We start from the raw sequence: 14,657 nt of genomic DNA, 5'->3' as shown, positions 1-14,657 counted from the left end.
CCGGCGGCTCGTCCGCCACCTTCGGCCCCGTTCGATTTTTGACCTGTCTTTGGCTGACGAAGTAATCCCCTCGCTTGAAAGTGAAACGCCATGTTCGACGCTCGCATTAGGTCCATCTCCTGTCCTCGTCCGGGTCGCGTGCTCCAGGCAGTCACGGCCTTGTCGACGGCGCTGCTGCCGGCGCTGGCCGGCGCGGCCCCGTGGGCGCTCGACAACAACGTCCAGCTGTCGGACTCCGGGTACATCAGCCAGAAGGTCGAGCTGGTCGACGTCAACGGCGACGGCTTCGTCGACCTCGTGTTCGCCAACAGCTCGGGCAATGACACCGGCAGCGACCAGAACGCGCAGCCGAACCAGCTCTTCATCAACAACGGCGGCACCGGCTTCACCGAGCAGGGCGGCGTGTTCGACGACAAGGACAACGCCTACTCGATCAAGACCGGCGACGTCGACCGCGACGGCGACGCGGACCTCGTGGTCGGCGTCAACTACACCGGCCAGAGCTACGTCCTCATCAACGAGGGCAACAACGCCTTCACCCGCCAGGACATCGGCCCCAGCCTCAACAAGAGCATCGGCGACCTCGAGCTCGGCGACGTCGACGGCGACGGCGACCTCGACATCGTCGCCACCGACTGGGGCTCGAGCCAGCCCTACGGCGACCCGGTCGACCAGGGCGCGTTGCTGCGCCTGTGGCTCGGCAACGGCGACGGCACCTTCGAGGACGGCGCCGCCAACCTGCCGATGGGCATGGAGAGCTGGGCCGTGTGGTCGTTCGACCTCGAGCTGGCCGACATCGACAACGACTACGCGCTCGACGTGCTGGTCGCGACCCGCGGCGTCGGCTGGGCGATCGTGCTCAAGAACGACGGCGACGGCAACTTCACCCACCTGCCGATCGCCGCGCTCGAGAGCAACATCGCCAAGCAGGTCAACACGGCGTTCACGCCGATGGACTTCACCGGCGACGGCTTCATCGACGTCGTCACGCTGCAGGACGGCGTCGGCCAGATGGGCAACTGCGTCGACATCATGGGCACGAACTACTGCGCCAAGCGCAACTCGGTGATCATCAACGACGGCAGCGGCGACTTCGCCGACAACCCGAACAACTTCTGGGAGATCCTCCACAACCCGCCGAAGCTCGACTTCGACGCCGCGACGCTCGACTTCGACAACAACGGCACGCCCGACTTCGTGACCACCGGCCTGCGCCTCGGGCCGAACGACAAGAACTCGCGGGTGTTCCTCAACGACGGCAGCAAGTTCACGCCGGCCTCGGTGCCGATGGACGCGGCGTTCCCGGTGGTGCCCGAGCTGGCGCATACGTTCGGCCTGATGCTCGCCGACTTCAACCACGACGGCCGGGAGGACGTCGCGCTGGCCTCGCGCGACGCGGCGCAGCCGAACTTCGTGCTGTTCGGCCGCGACGACCCGGCCGACGGCGTGCCCGTCGACACCACGCCGCCGCGGATCTACGACGACAACATCAAGGACAAGCTCGGCGCGCTGCTGTTCTTCGGCAAGCAGGCCGGCTTCGAGGCCCGCGTCAACGACTACAAGACGCCGAGCCACTGGCACGATTACCTGTTCGACACGACCCTGGGCGACCTCAACCTGACCGGCGACGGCGCGACGCTGACGGCCCACGGCCGCCGCCTGCCGTACATGGAGTTCGCGCTCGGCCTCGCCGACCCGCAAGAGCTGGTCACGATGGCCGACAACGACCCGAAGAAGTACATCGCCCCGTCGCTCTGGTTCGGCGAGGCGCTGTGGCGGGTCGGCTTCACCGTGCCCTACAACGGCAGCAAGACCGACACTCTGACCTGGCAGTACTGCGCGATCGATGCCGCGACGAACCGCACCTGCGTCGGCCCGTTCACGGTCGAGCTGCAGGTCGACCCGGACGACTGCGGCGACGGCGTGGTGCAGGAGTGGGAGACCTGCGACGACGATTCGGCCACGTGCGTGCAGTGCGAGAACACCTGCGGCAACGGCACGTGCGACGAGCCGGGCGAGAACAACATGAATTGCCCGGAGGACTGCCCGTGCAACGGGGTGTGCGACCCCGACGAGGTCTGCCCCGAGGACTGCCCGGGCACGGAGAGCGACTCCGGGTCGGAGTGCGGCGACGGCACCTGCGACGTCGGCGAGGTCTGCCCGGAGGACTGCGGCGACACCAGCGGCATGTGCGACGGCATCTGCGAGCCGACGGGCGGCGAGACCTGCCCCGAGGACTGCGGCGTGTGCGGCGACGACGTGTGCGATCCGGGCGAGGAGACGACCTGCCCCGAGGACTGCGGCGAGACCGCCACCGCCACCGACGGCCAGTGCCCCGACGGCGGCGCCCCGGGCGCGGACGGTCAGTGCCAGCTCGACGACGACGGCTGCGGCTGCGTCGCCGACGGCGGCGGCACCCGCGGCCTGTGGGGCTCGCTGCTGCTGCTCGGCGTGTTCGGCGTCCGTCGCTCGCGCAAGCGCGCGTGAGCGGACGCCCGCAGGGCCCCCGGGGCTCCGGCGCGCCCGCGCCGGGGCCCTTCGTGCGCCCGCGGGCCGGTGCCATGAATGCACGAAGGGACATGTCGCGGACGACATGTCCCTTCGGACCTGACCGGAGCGCCAGGCGCTACTTGCTCGTCAGCGGCAGCGACCGGTACTTGTGGCTGATCGTGATGTGCTCGGCCTTGGTGACGGTGCGCTTGCCGTCGGCGACGCGGGCGATCTGGGTCACGTCGTCGAAGCCGTCGGGCAGGCGGACGACGATGTTGACGACGTCGCTGTCGGGCTGCGGCCGGACCTCAGCGGCGTGGACGGCGAGCTGCTCGCCGCCGGCGAAGAACTCGACGTTCTGCACGGCGCTGAGGTTGGCCTCGTCGACCGCGCCGGGAGTGGTGACCCACGACTCGGTGCCGTCGGGGTAGACCATGCCGAGGAGGATCGCGCCGTCGTCCTCGGGCGCGGGGGCGCCGGACATGTCCCACGAGCTGAGCTGCTGGATGGTCGGATAGACCTTGTTCCACCCGAACGTCGAGGCCCACACCGGGTGGCAGTAGGTCATGTAGTCCTTGTGCACGGTCGGGTGGTAGAGCTTGAAGTTGACGACGCCGAAGCCCCACTCGCCGATGTCGCCGCCCGGGATCGGATAGGTGTTGTCGGTCCCGGCCTCGCCGCTGCACGCGATGTGGTAGCGGCCCTGCGAGTGGCCGACCTCGTGGACGAAGGTCTCGGCCGCGTACTCGGGGTTGCCCGGCAGCGACAGGCCCGAGGAGATCCGCTTCCACGCGTCGCTCTGGCTGGCGCCGCTGGGGATGTCGATCGCCTGGCCGCCGGCGCCGCCGAGGCCGCCCGAGCACACGTCGACGTAGCCGAAGTAGTACTGCTCCGGCGGCGCGCCGTCCTGCTGGCGCAGGTCGACCATGAACTGGTTGAGCTGGCCGAAGTGCGTCAGCTCGCCCTGCCAATCGATCGGCTCGTGCATCGTGATCTCGAGCTTCTCGATCGGGTTCATCATGAACATGTAGTTCTCGAACCGCTTCATCTGCTCCGCCGACGTGTCCGGCGTCGTTTTACATTCGCCGAAGTTGTAGTTGTACGGAACGATGGTGACCTTCATGATCTGGTAGCTGTCCTCGACGCCGATGAAGGCGTTGCCGGACAGCGGCAGGTTGGGCGGGTTCTTGCCCGGCTGCGTGGCCGGATCGATCTGCGCCCAGCCCTTCTCGGTCTCCCACAGCTCGATGCGGTACTTGAGCCCGGGGATGACCTCGGCCGGCATCATGCCCCAGTAGAAGCTCTTCTCGAGGTTGCCGACGAACGACTCGCCCTCGACCACCGCCTTGCTCTTCAGCACCTTCTCGCCCTCGGGGTAGCCCGAGATGATGAGCCGCGCCTCGATCTCGCGCGGCACCCAGTCCTCGGGCAGCTTCTTCCAGAAGGCGCGGACCAGAGTGAGCCGGTTCTGCAGCAGGTACGAGGTGCGGTCGGCCCCGCCGACGCCCGCGCCGTCGCGGCCGATCGCCACGCCGATGCCCTGGTTGGCCTCGACCCACTCGAGCTCGATGCCGCCGACCGCCCGCACCGGCACGAACGGCTCCGGCTCGGCGGTGGTCGTGCCGACGCTCTCCGAACCGCCCTCGGTGAGCCCGCCCTCGGGATCTTCGTCGGTCACGTTGACGTTGGAGGCCGCGTCGACCGCGGCGGTGGCTCCGGTGTCGTCGCCGCACGCAGGGGCGAGCACGAGCGCGAGGGCTGCGGAGATCGAGAGCTGGGGGCGCGTCATACGGACACGCTATCCGGCGCGCGCGGGCCCGACAAGCGCGGCGAACCGTCGCGGTGCTAGGGCCTATGAAGACCCCGAGGCGAGACGACCCGCCGAGTGCGCTCAGCGCCGTCGCAGCCGCGGCAACCGGGCCAGGATGACGGTGAGTCCCAGCACAGCGCAGAGGGCCACGGCCGGCACGGCGATGCGCAGCAGCGCGGCCGGATCGCACGCGGGACCGGCGACGACGCAGACGAGGAACACGAGCGCGACCCCTGCCTCGCCGCCGCCGAAGCAGCGCGCGGCGAAGCGCTGGCCCTGTCGCAGCCAGAACATCAGCCCCGCGAGGGTGAGCGCGCCGAGCACGAGCCCGCCGGCGACCGCCCCCGTGCGGCCGAGCGCCGCGGTGAGGCCGGGCAGCACTTGGGCGGCGCCGAACTGGTCGCGCACCGGCGCCTGCATGCCCGCCAGCAGCAATTCGGCCGGGTGCGGCGTGTAGAGCGAGTAGCCGGGATTGCCGGCCGGACGCAGATCGCGGTGAAGCGGAATTAACACCGAGCCCTCGGGGCGCGGCGGCGGCACGCGAGTGGGCGCCCGGACCTCGGCGGCGAAGCGGTGGCTCGGCGGCACCAGGCGCGGGACCCCATGGTCGGGATGGGTCGTGGCCAGCTCGCCGAACGCGATCGCGGGGTCGGCGCTGGCGAAGCGCAGGCGGCCGAACGCGAGGCGGCTCTGCACCGGCACGCGCAGGTCGAGCTGCGGATCGTCGCGGTGAGGCAACACGGCGAGCGTGGCGCCGGCGAGCAGATCCCACGGCGGGACCTCGAGCTCGCCGAGGCGATTGACGAACCCGATTTCCAGACCGCGGGCGGGCGGGTCGAGGCGGAGGTGGACGCGCTCGTCGAGCGTCAGCGAGGCCCCCGGCGCGCCGGCGAAGGCGAGCGGCGGGGCCTCGGTCGCGCCGCCAGGGTCGAGGTACGGGCCGGCGTAGTTGAGGGTGATGAGCTCGCGCAGGGACGGGTCGGCCGGGGCGTCGTCGGGGCGCGGCTCTTCGTAGAGGAGGTGACGGGTCTGGTTGCTGCCGAGGGTGACCGTGGCGCGGACGCTGGCCGTGAAGTGATAGTCGCGCAGCGGCACGTACGGGCCGTCGAGGCCGCGGGCTCGCATGAGCTGGAACAGGTTGATGTTGGGGTCGCGCGGGCGCAGCTTGTAGAACTCGCCGACGCGGGTCGTCACGTGCTCGCGGGTGCAGGCGACGTGGACGTCGAAGCCGGGGTTGCCGGCGCGCGCCGGGTCCCTGTCGCGCAGGATGACGGCGTCGACGTCGGCCGCGACGGCGTAGGCCGGCACCACCACCATGTTGTCGTCGGTGATGACCTCGCCGGCCCGGTGCCCGCGCGGGCTGGCGCGCAGCACGACTTCGTAGCGCTTGCCCGGCTCGAGGCCGAGGCCCTCCGCGAGCACGACGGTCTGGCCGTAGTCGCTCGGCTGCAGGCCGACCCCGAGGTGCTGCTCGAGCGCGACCGCGCCGGCCGGGGCGCCGGGCAGCGGGCTCGGCTCGGTGGAGAACATCGGCGCGCGCGGGTCCCCGCCCGCGAGCACGAGCAGGCCGGCGAGGGTGGCCGCCGCGGCCGTCAGCGGGGCGACGGCCACCACCCGCTCAGCAGGTTCGGCGGGGTCGCCACTCGCGGCGCCGCCCGTGCCGGGGCCCGCGGCGAAGCTGCTCCAAAGGACAGCCTGGCCCGCGGCCACCAGCGCGCCGGCCAGCGCGGCCTCGCCGGTCCATGCCTCTCGGACCATGGTTGAAAGGCCAGCCGCGAGCGCGCCCGGGGCGGTCAGCAGGGCGGCCAGCGCCAGGGTGGCCCAGGCGATCAGGGCGAAGCCGGCGAGCAGGCCGACGCCATCGAGGTCGTCACCGCCGGGGCGACGGCGAGCGGCCAGCGCGAGCGCCAGCACGATCGCGGCGAGCAGCGGGCCGGCCGCCCACGGGGCCAGGCCAAGGCCGTCGCGCAGGACCTCGCCGCCTTGCTGGGCGAGCAGCAGGCCGCCGGCGGCGAGGGCGGCGGCCAGGCCTGCGCAAGCGGACAGGAATCTCCAGACATGTCCGAAGCGACCTGAACTTTCGGACACGTCCGTGTGACGATCGGCGAGGTCGGGACCGAGGCGCGCCTCGGCCCAGTGGAGGCCGGCGCCGAGCAGGCCGGCGAGCCACCACCAGGCGAGCGCGCCGGGGCCGCCGACCGCGAGCGCGAACGCGGCCCCGACGACCGCGCCGAGGCCGGCGCCGGCCCACAAGCGGAGCCGCGCGCGGCTGGGACGGAACGCTTGCGCCAGACCGCGGAGCTGCGGCGCGCCGCCGAGGACGGCGACCAGCAGGCCGGCGGACGCGAAGACGGCGACGAGGAGCGCGAGCAGGCCGGAGGTGGGATCGAACATGCGTCAGTGCCGAGGAGATCGGAGGCGCACAGGAATCGAACCTGCCCAGGGCGCTCCTCGCACCCCACACCGGTGTTGAAGACCGGGGGCCGCACCAGCGAGCCGAGCGCCTCCGCGAGCGAGGATAGCGGAAGCGCTCCGGCGAGGGAACGGCGCGCGGCTCACATCTCGGGCTCGCCGGCGATGCCGCACACCTGGCGGCAGCCGGTCTCGTCGAAGAACGCCTCGCTGCGGCCCTGGAACACGTACTGCGAGGTCACGCCGTTGCTGTCGAACACGCCGAACGGCAGCGGCGTGTAGCGGAAGGTGTCGTTGTACGCCTCCGGGCTGTACTCTTCGAGCTGGACCCGGACCCCGTTCTTCGGCGGCACCACGCCCGCGGCGATGTCCTCCTCGCTCGGCTCCGGCGGCGCCGGCTGGCCCTTGGGCACGAACTCGGTCCAGAGCATCTCCGTCTCGTCGTACTCGTACTCGAAGCAGCGGCAGTAGTAGCCGCCCTGCTCCGCGGTGAGGTCGCACTGGCTCGCCTTCACGCCCTGCTCGCCCATCGAGTCGTTGCACGCCGCGGTGGCCACGATCTTCGCCTCCTTGTCGAAGAAGATCATGTACTTCTCCTGGCGCAGGCCGGAGCCGAAGTCGCCGATGACGTCGCCGTCCTCGAGCGCGAACAGCGAGAGCACCCAGGTGCCTTGCTCGTCGAACAGCGGGATCGGTTCTTCCTTGCACCCGCCGGCGAGGACCGGGAGTGCGCAGGTGGTCGCTACGAGCGCGCGGATGAGAGCAGTCTTGTGCATCGGGCTGTGTCCTCGGGGGCGCCACGCTACCACAAGCGTCATCGCCGCGCGCGCTCCGCTGCTCGCGTGGCGGTCCGCACGGCGGGCCCCGCCGACTCGGGGGAGCTGTCGTTGACAGCGACCACGCAGGTGTTTAGCTTCTCGCGCGCGGTGCCCGCAAAACGCGATTATTATGAGGTTCTCGGGGTCGAAAAAACGGCCCCCGCGCCCGACATCAAGCGCGCCTATCGCAAGGCGGCGATGCAGTGGCATCCCGACCGCAACCCCGGCAATCCCGAGGCCGAGGAGAAGTTCAAGGAGGCGGCCGAGGCGTTCGAGGTCTTGAGCGACGACGACAAGCGTCGGCTCTACGATCAATACGGGCACGAGGGCCCGTCGCGCGCCGGCTTCTCCGGCTTCCAGGGCACCGACGAGATCTTCAGCCGCTTCAGCGACCTGTTCGGCGACCTGTTCGGCAACCTCGGGTTCAGCGGCCGCCGCGACGGCCCGCAGCGCGGCGGAGACCTCAAGACCCGCGTGGTCATCCCGTTCGCCGAGGCGGTGTCCGGCGTCGAGCGCGAGCTCACGGTCCAGCGCCGCGAGGCCTGCGAGGACTGCAACGGCAGCGGCGCGGCCCCCGGCACCAAGCCGCAGACCTGCAGTCAGTGCGGCGGCCACGGTCAGGTGATCCACCGCCAGGGCTTCTTCACCATCCAGACCACCTGCCCGCGCTGCCAGGGCCAGGGGCAGATGATCACCTCGCCGTGCAAGACCTGCTCGGGCACCGGCGCGGTCCAGCGCGAGGCGACCCTCAAGGTCAACATCCCCGCCGGCGTCGACGACGGCCAGACCTTGCGGATCCCCGGCCGCGGCATGGCCGGCGCCAAGGGCGGCCCGGCCGGCAACCTCTACGTCGAGGTCGCAGTCCAGCCCGACGAGCGGTTCCAGCGCGACGAGTACGACGTCCACTCGAAGGTCACCGTCTCGATGGTCCAGGCGGCGCTCGGCTGCACCGTCAAGGCCGCGACCCTGTCCGGCGACATCGACCTCGAGCTCGAGGCCGGCACCCAGCCGAACCACGTCGTCTCCCGCAAGGGCAAGGGCGTGCCGGTGATCGGCGGCCGCGGCTTCGGCGACCACCACATCCACATCGAGGTCACCGTGCCGACCAAGCTGTCGGGCGACCAGGAGGACCTCCTGCGCGAGCTCGCCGAGCTCGGCGGCGAGTCGGTCGCCGAGCCGAAGAAGGGCTTCTTCAGCAGCCTGCGCCGCCGCAAGCGCGGCGGCTGCTGAGCCCGCTGCCCGGCGAGCGAAGGGGCATGTCCGTTCGGGCATGCCCCTTCGTGCATGTCCCGGAGAGCATGCCCGAAAGGGCAGGTCCTAAGCGCCCTGTCCGAGCAGACAGACGACAGCCCGCTCGCGGACCACGCCCTCGCGCAGGACGCGGGCGTAGAGGCGGCTCCAGCCGGGGTGCAGCTTGGCGGAGATCCGCTTGAACTCGCCGCCCTTGAACGAGCCGGCGACGGTGTTGCAGGGCGGGGCGGGGCCGGTGATCTCGAGGAGCACGTCGTCGCCGACGGCCAGGCGGTCGCCGGCGCCGACGCGGTCCCAGTCGAGGCCCGCGATCGTGAGGTTCTCGCCGGTGGTGCCGGGGGCGATCGGGTGACCCTCGGCGGCCAGCGCCTCGATGCGCTCGAGCGCGAACAGGCAGACCGCGCGGTCAGGGCCGCCGTGGTGCCTGAGGTCGAGCTGGCGGTCGCCCGCGACCCCGCTGCTGGTCACGAGCGCGAGGCCGACGGCGTACTTCGGCACCCCGCCCGCGGGGTTGACGTGGACGCCGACGACGACGCCGCGCTCGTCCGAGGCCGTGGCCATCGTCGCCTCACTTGGGGTCGCCGCAGCGCTGCAGCGCCTCCATCGACTCGGCCGCCAGGGCGCAGCGGACCTCGGCGGAGGTGCCCTCGCTCAGGCACTTGGCCTGGAGCTCCTTCGCCATGTCCTTGGCCAGCTGCGTGGTCTTGGCGGCCTCGGCCGCGCCCGCTCCGCCGCTCATCAGCTTCTCGAAGTGAGCCGCGAACTGGGCGCACTCGGCCTCCGTCGCCTTGCCGTTGGAACATGCCCCGAAGAGCAGGACGAAGGACGCGCAGGCGGGGAGGATGACGTGTCGCATGAAGGGTCCTCGAAGCTGGCTTACGGGCGAAGGTAGACGAAGTCGAGGCGCGGAGGCGCTCTGCCCGCTGTGCGGCCGAGGAGGTCGCCCTAGCCGGCGTTCATGAACGGATAGCGGAAGTCGCGGAGCGGCGCGAAGGTCTCCTTGATCGTCCGCGGGGAGATCCACCGCACCAGGTTGAGCATGCTGCCGGCCTTGTCGTTGGTGCCGCTGGCCTTGCTGCCGCCGAACGGCTGCTGGCCCACCACTGCGCCGGTCGGCTTGTCGTTGATGTAGAAGTTGCCGGCCGCGTGGCGCAGCGTGCGGGTGGCGTCGACGATCGCCTGCCGGTTCTCGGCGAAGATGGCGCCGGTCAGCGCGTACTCGCTGCCGCGCTCGCACAGCGCGAGGGTCTCCTCGAAGCGCGCCTGCGGGTAGATGTGGATCGTCAGCACCGGCCCGAACAGCTCCTCCTTCATCGTCCGGTACTCCGGCTCGACCCCGGCGATGACCGTCGGGCGGATGAAGAAGCCGGTCTTGTCGTCGCTCTCGCCGCCGATGACCTCGCCAACGCGCCCGCCCTGGCGGCTGCGCGCCTCCTCGATCGCCTCGCGCAGCTTGGCGTAGGCGCGGGCGTCGATCACCGCGCCCATGAAGTTGGTGAAGTCGCTGACGTCGCCGACCTTGATGCTGGCGATGCCGTCGCCGAGGATCTCCCGCACCTGCGGCCACAGGTTGTCGGGGATGTAGGCCCGCGAGGCGGCCGAGCACTTCTGGCCCTGGTACTCGAAGGCGCCGCGCAGCAGGTTGTGCGCCAGCGACTGCACGTCCGCGCTCGGGTGGGCGAACACGAAGTCCTTGCCACCTGTCTCTCCGACCAGGCGCGGGTAGCTGACGTAGTTGTCGATGTTGTTGCCGATCGACCGCCACATCTGCTTGAACACCGGGGTCGAGCCGGTGAAGTGGACGCCGGCCAGGTCGCGGTGGGCCAGCACTTGCTCGCCGATGGCGGCGGGCGAGCCGGGCACGAAGTTGATGACCCCCGGCGGCAGGCCGGCCGCCTGCAGCAGCTCCATGATCACCGAGCCCGACAGCACCGCGGTCGAGGCCGGCTTCCACACCACGGTGTTGCCGCACAGCGCCGGCGCCGTCGGCAGGTTGCCGGCGATCGAGGTGAAGTTGAACGGCGTCACGGCGAACACGAAGCCGTCGAGCGGGCGGTACTCGACGCGGTTCCACGTGCCCGGCGACGAGATCGGCTGCTCGCCGTAGAGCTGCGTCAGGTAGTGGACATTGAAGTGGAAGAAGTCGATGAGCTCGCAGGCGGCGTCGATCTCGGCCTGGTGCGCGGTCTTCGACTGGTTCAGCATCGTCGCCGCGTTGAGCCGGTCGCGGAACGGCCCGCGCAGCAGGGCCGCCGCCCGCAGGAAGATCGCCGCTCGCTGGTCCCACGGCATCGCCGCCCACTCGCCGCGGGCCGCCTGTGCCGCGGCGATGGCGTCGCCGACCTCGCGGGTCCCGGCCTGGTGGAACCCGCCGAGCTCGGCCTTCCGCTGGTGGGGGCAGACGATGGGGCTGATGTTCCCGGTCCGCACCGCCTTGCCGCCGATCCACAGCGGCAGGTCGAACTTCTTATTGGCGAGCTCGGCGTAGGTGGCCTTGAGCGAAGCCCGTTCCGGCGTGTCGGGCGCGTACGTGCGCACGGCTTCGTTGACGGGGTCGGGGACGCGGAACAGGCCAAACGACATCAGGGCGGTCTCCAGGCTGGCGCAAGCATGCACGGAATCCCGGCCGTCGGCGACGGTCGCGGTGGCTCCAGGCATGGCGGCCCAGGCGGGCGCGAAGGCTATCAGGCTCCGGGCCCGCTGACAGCGGCCTGCGTGCGCGGGCTCGCACACGCCGGGGGTCGGCGTCGGCGACGGCGGAGCCCGAGGAGGGCGAGGCCGGCGAGGCCGGCGGGGCCGCTGGCGGCCAGGTCGCAGCCGCGGCGGGTGGCGGGCGCCGGGGCGTCCAGGGCCGGCGGCGGGCCCGGGGGCTCGATCCGGGGCGGTTCGCGGCTCTGCGTCTCGGGCGAAGCCGGAGCGGGGGGCGGCGTGCCGGCGCCGAGCGCCGCGAGATCTTCGTCGGCGGTGCCCATCTGGCGGGTGCGTGAGCACATCGTGTCGCCGAGATCGCCCTCGGCGGTGCGGTGGGCGTAGACCAGGTAATTTTTGCCGAGCACGAAGCTGCGGCCGCACGCGGCGCTGCTCGAGCGGGTCACGATCGACGTCGACGCCGGCAGGTCGCCCTTGAACACCCGCTGGACGGCGAGCACGTAGCGGACCATGCCGGTGCCGTCGGAGGTCTGGACGTTCTCCACGCGGCCCTCGAACACGGCCTCGGCCTGGTCGCGTGCGGCCGTGGGCGCGGGAGGCGGCATGCAGCTGCAGGCCTGCACCTCGTGAGGAACCGCCCACACTGCGACCGCGATGAGGCTCACGGCGAGGAGGATTGGGCGTTGCCGGTGCAAGTCCCGCAAGCTAACCACGCACCGGCGCGCCCGGCAAGCGGCGTGCCGGCCTCGGGGCCTTGTGGCGCTTGGCGATCGTCGCCGATCGGAGCGCGGCCCTGAACGAGGTTATTTGCGAGGAAGCCAGCGATGTTGACGGTATCTGAGATCACCAAGGCGTACGGCGGGAAGGTGCTGTTCGACGACGTCACGACGTCGTTCGAGCCCGGTCACCGCTACGGTCTGACGGGGGCGAACGGCGCCGGCAAGTCGACCTTCATGAAGATCCTGGCCGGCGAGCTCGACCCCGACAAGGGCGGGGTGTGGAAGCCGCCGCGGACGCGCCTGTCCGTCCTCCACCAGGACCACTTCCGCTTCGAGGGCTGCCGGATCCGCGACGTCGTCATCATGGGCAACCGCCGCCTGTGGGACGCCATGGAGGAGAAGGACAAGCTGCTCGCCGGCGGCGACATGAGCGACGAGGTCGGCATGCGCCTCGGCGAGCTCGAGATGGTCATCAGCGAGGAGGACGGCTACGGCGCCGAGACCGAGGCCGAGCGGCTGCTCGAGGGCCTCGGCATCCCGGCCGCCGAGCACGAGCTGCCGTTGTCGACCTTGACCGGCGGCATGCGCCTGCGCGTGCTGCTGGCCCAGGCGCTGTTCGGCAACCCCGACATCCTGCTGCTCGACGAGCCGACCAACCACCTCGACCTCGAGTCGATCCACTGGCTGACGAACTTCCTGCTCGAGTACAAGGGCGTGCTGGTCGTCATCTCGCACGATCGCCACTTCCTCAACGAGGTCTGCACCCACACCGCCGACGTCGACTACGAGAACATCATCACGTACACCGGCGGCTACGACGACATGCTGCGGCAGAAGATCCAGTACCGGATCTCGGCCGAGAAGAACAACCAGAGCAAGCAGAAGCGGATCTCCGAGCTCAAGGAGTTCATCCAGCGGTTCGGCGCCAACGCCAAGAAGGCCAGCCAGGCGCAGTCGCGGCGGCGGGCGATCGCCAAGATCGAGCTGGTCGACCTCAAGCGCAGCAACATCCAGCGGCCGTTCATCCGCTTCGACCAGAAGGCCCCGAGCGGCAAGCTGGCGCTGTCGGTCGACCGCCTGTGGAAGTCGTTCGACGGCAAGCCTGTCCTCAAGGACATCACCTTCAACGCCACCCGCGGCGAGAAGATCGCGGTCGTCGGGCCCAACGGCATCGGCAAGACCACCCTGCTCAAGTGCATCGCCGGCACCTACGAGCCCGACCGCGGCAAGCTCACGCTCGGCCACGAGGTCGTGCTCGGCTACCTGCCGCAGGACCACGAGGACGGGCTCGGCAACGTCGAGAACCGGACCGCGTTCCAGTGGCTGTACCAGTGGGACCCGAAGTCGACGGTCGAGGAGATCCGCGGCCTGCTCGGGCGCATGCTGTTCCCCTCGGAGGACGCCGACAAGCCGGTCAAGGCGCTCAGCGGCGGTGAGACGGTGCGGCTCCTGCTGGCCAAGATGACGCTGATCAAGCCGAGCCTGCTGCTGCTCGACGAGCCGACCAACCACCTCGACCTCGAGTCGATCCGCGCCCTCACCGAGGCGATGCAGAAGTACGAGGGCACGCTCATCTTCGTGTCCCACGACCACGCCATGGTCTCAGAGGTCGCCACCCAGGTGCTCGAGCTCAAGGGCGACAAGGGCTACGACCTGTTCCCCGGCAACTACGACGAGTTCCTCGACAAGACCGGCAAGACCTCGTCCCGCTGAGTCCATCGTCCTTCAGACATGTCCTGACGGGCATGTCCGAAAGGCCCTGTCCTGAGGGCTCTGTCCGCGAGGGCAGGGCCCTCAGAACATCTTCTTGGCGGCGTTGATCTTCTCGACGTACTTCTTGCTGCCCTCGGGCACGCCGCGCTTGCCGGCCTTGCGCCACTTGAGCACGTGCCCGGGCCCGCCGTGGTAGGCGGCCAGCCCGAGGTCGGTGTTGCCGTCGAACTTGCGGATCATGCGGGCCAGGTAGAGGCTGCCGGCGCGCACGTTGAAGCCGGGGTCGAGCGGGCGCGAGCGCTCGCCGAGGCTGCTGGCGAGCTCGCGCGCGGTCGACGGCATCAGCTGCATCAGGCCCTGCGTGCCGCCAGGGCCGCGGGCCCGGGCGTTGAACTTGCTCTCGACCCAGATCACCGCGTTGATGAGGCGCGGGTCGAGCTTGTTGTTCTTCGCCGCCGACTGCACGTGCGGCTGCACCGCTGCGATCTCCTTGCGCTGCCCCGAAGGCCAGCGTTCGCAGGCGTCGCCCCCGCCGCTGCCCTGCGGGTCCAGCGACGCTTCCACGGGAGATCGCGCAGGCTCCACGCGTGAGGTCGCACAGCCGGGAGCCCCGAGGGCGACCCCCAGCAACGTCCAAACAACGGTCCATCGCGCATGGCGGAGGCCCCGGAGGGCTCGCGGCGCGGTCGAAGGCTGTAGGGTAGTCATGGGTGTGAAATATCCTACATTGTCCGGGGAGGACCCAGAGTTTAGCGAAAAATCGAGGCGGGCGTGCATCTCGCCACGCGTGCTCGA

11 protein-coding genes and 1 tRNA gene are annotated in these 14,657 nt (G+C 70.6%); 3 read left to right on the top strand and 9 right to left on the bottom strand.

Annotation, left to right across the window (positions count from 1 at the left end; translation table 11 throughout):
* Positions 1–159 precede the first annotated feature (159 nt).
* Complete coding sequence (locus tag OV090_RS14845; protein WP_267704285.1) at positions 160–2,487, top strand: VCBS repeat-containing protein; 2,328 nt, start codon at positions 160–162, stop codon at positions 2,485–2,487.
* Between the two features lie 139 nt (positions 2,488–2,626).
* Here OV090_RS14845 and OV090_RS14840 read toward each other — a convergent pair whose 3' ends face one another.
* From OV090_RS14840 to OV090_RS14825, 4 genes are all read right to left on the bottom strand, one after another.
* Positions 2,627–4,279: a hypothetical protein gene (locus OV090_RS14840; protein ID WP_267704284.1), complete on the bottom strand. Its 1,653-nt coding sequence runs from the start codon at positions 4,277–4,279 to the stop codon at positions 2,627–2,629.
* A 102-nt stretch (positions 4,280–4,381) separates the two neighbouring features.
* A complete protein-coding gene (locus OV090_RS14835; RefSeq protein ID WP_267704283.1) occupies positions 4,382–6,694 on the bottom strand; it encodes an alanine:cation symporter family protein in 2,313 nt (770 codons plus the stop codon).
* Between the two features lie 18 nt (positions 6,695–6,712).
* A tRNA-Sec gene (locus tag OV090_RS14830) sits at positions 6,713–6,808 on the bottom strand.
* Between the two features lie 47 nt (positions 6,809–6,855).
* Positions 6,856–7,488, bottom strand: coding sequence for a hypothetical protein (locus OV090_RS14825; protein ID WP_267704282.1), 633 nt, complete (start codon positions 7,486–7,488; stop codon positions 6,856–6,858).
* A 150-nt stretch (positions 7,489–7,638) separates the two neighbouring features.
* On the opposite strand from OV090_RS14825, the gene dnaJ reads away from it, so the two are divergent.
* A complete protein-coding gene (gene dnaJ, locus OV090_RS14820; RefSeq protein WP_267704281.1) occupies positions 7,639–8,760 on the top strand; it encodes a molecular chaperone DnaJ in 1,122 nt (373 codons plus the stop codon).
* A gap of 87 nt (positions 8,761–8,847) precedes the next feature.
* On the opposite strand, the gene OV090_RS14815 is transcribed toward dnaJ, so the two are convergent.
* The 4 genes from OV090_RS14815 to OV090_RS14800 all read right to left on the bottom strand — a co-directional run bounded on the left by OV090_RS14815 (position 8,848) and on the right by OV090_RS14800 (position 12,095).
* Positions 8,848–9,342 (bottom strand): MOSC domain-containing protein, encoded by a 495-nt coding sequence (locus OV090_RS14815; protein WP_267704280.1) that lies wholly within the window; start codon positions 9,340–9,342, stop codon positions 8,848–8,850.
* Positions 9,343–9,349: 7 nt separating this feature from the next.
* Entirely contained in the window at positions 9,350–9,637 is a 288-nt protein-coding gene (locus OV090_RS14810) for a hypothetical protein (protein ID WP_267704279.1), read from the bottom strand.
* Between the two features lie 89 nt (positions 9,638–9,726).
* Entirely contained in the window at positions 9,727–11,364 is a 1,638-nt protein-coding gene (pruA, locus tag OV090_RS14805) for an L-glutamate gamma-semialdehyde dehydrogenase (protein ID WP_267704278.1), read from the bottom strand.
* A 101-nt stretch (positions 11,365–11,465) separates the two neighbouring features.
* Positions 11,466–12,095, bottom strand: coding sequence for a hypothetical protein (locus tag OV090_RS14800; RefSeq protein WP_267704277.1), 630 nt, complete (start codon positions 12,093–12,095; stop codon positions 11,466–11,468).
* A gap of 159 nt (positions 12,096–12,254) precedes the next feature.
* On the opposite strand from OV090_RS14800, the gene OV090_RS14795 reads away from it, so the two are divergent.
* On the top strand, positions 12,255–13,862 hold the full coding sequence (locus tag OV090_RS14795; protein WP_267704276.1) for an ATP-binding cassette domain-containing protein: 1,608 nt from the start codon (positions 12,255–12,257) through the stop codon (positions 13,860–13,862).
* 81 nt (positions 13,863–13,943) lie between these two features.
* Here the strand turns inward: OV090_RS14795 and OV090_RS14790 are convergent, their stop codons facing one another.
* On the bottom strand, positions 13,944–14,426 hold the full coding sequence (locus tag OV090_RS14790; RefSeq protein WP_267704275.1) for a lytic transglycosylase domain-containing protein: 483 nt from the start codon (positions 14,424–14,426) through the stop codon (positions 13,944–13,946).
* Between the last annotated feature and the right edge of the window lie 231 nt (positions 14,427–14,657).

Origin of the sequence: Nannocystis sp. RBIL2 (assembly GCF_026626745.1) — a bacterium.
Classification (GTDB): domain Bacteria; phylum Myxococcota_A; class Polyangia; order Nannocystales; family Nannocystaceae; genus Nannocystis.
This window is presented reverse-complemented; position numbering and strand designations above follow the sequence as displayed.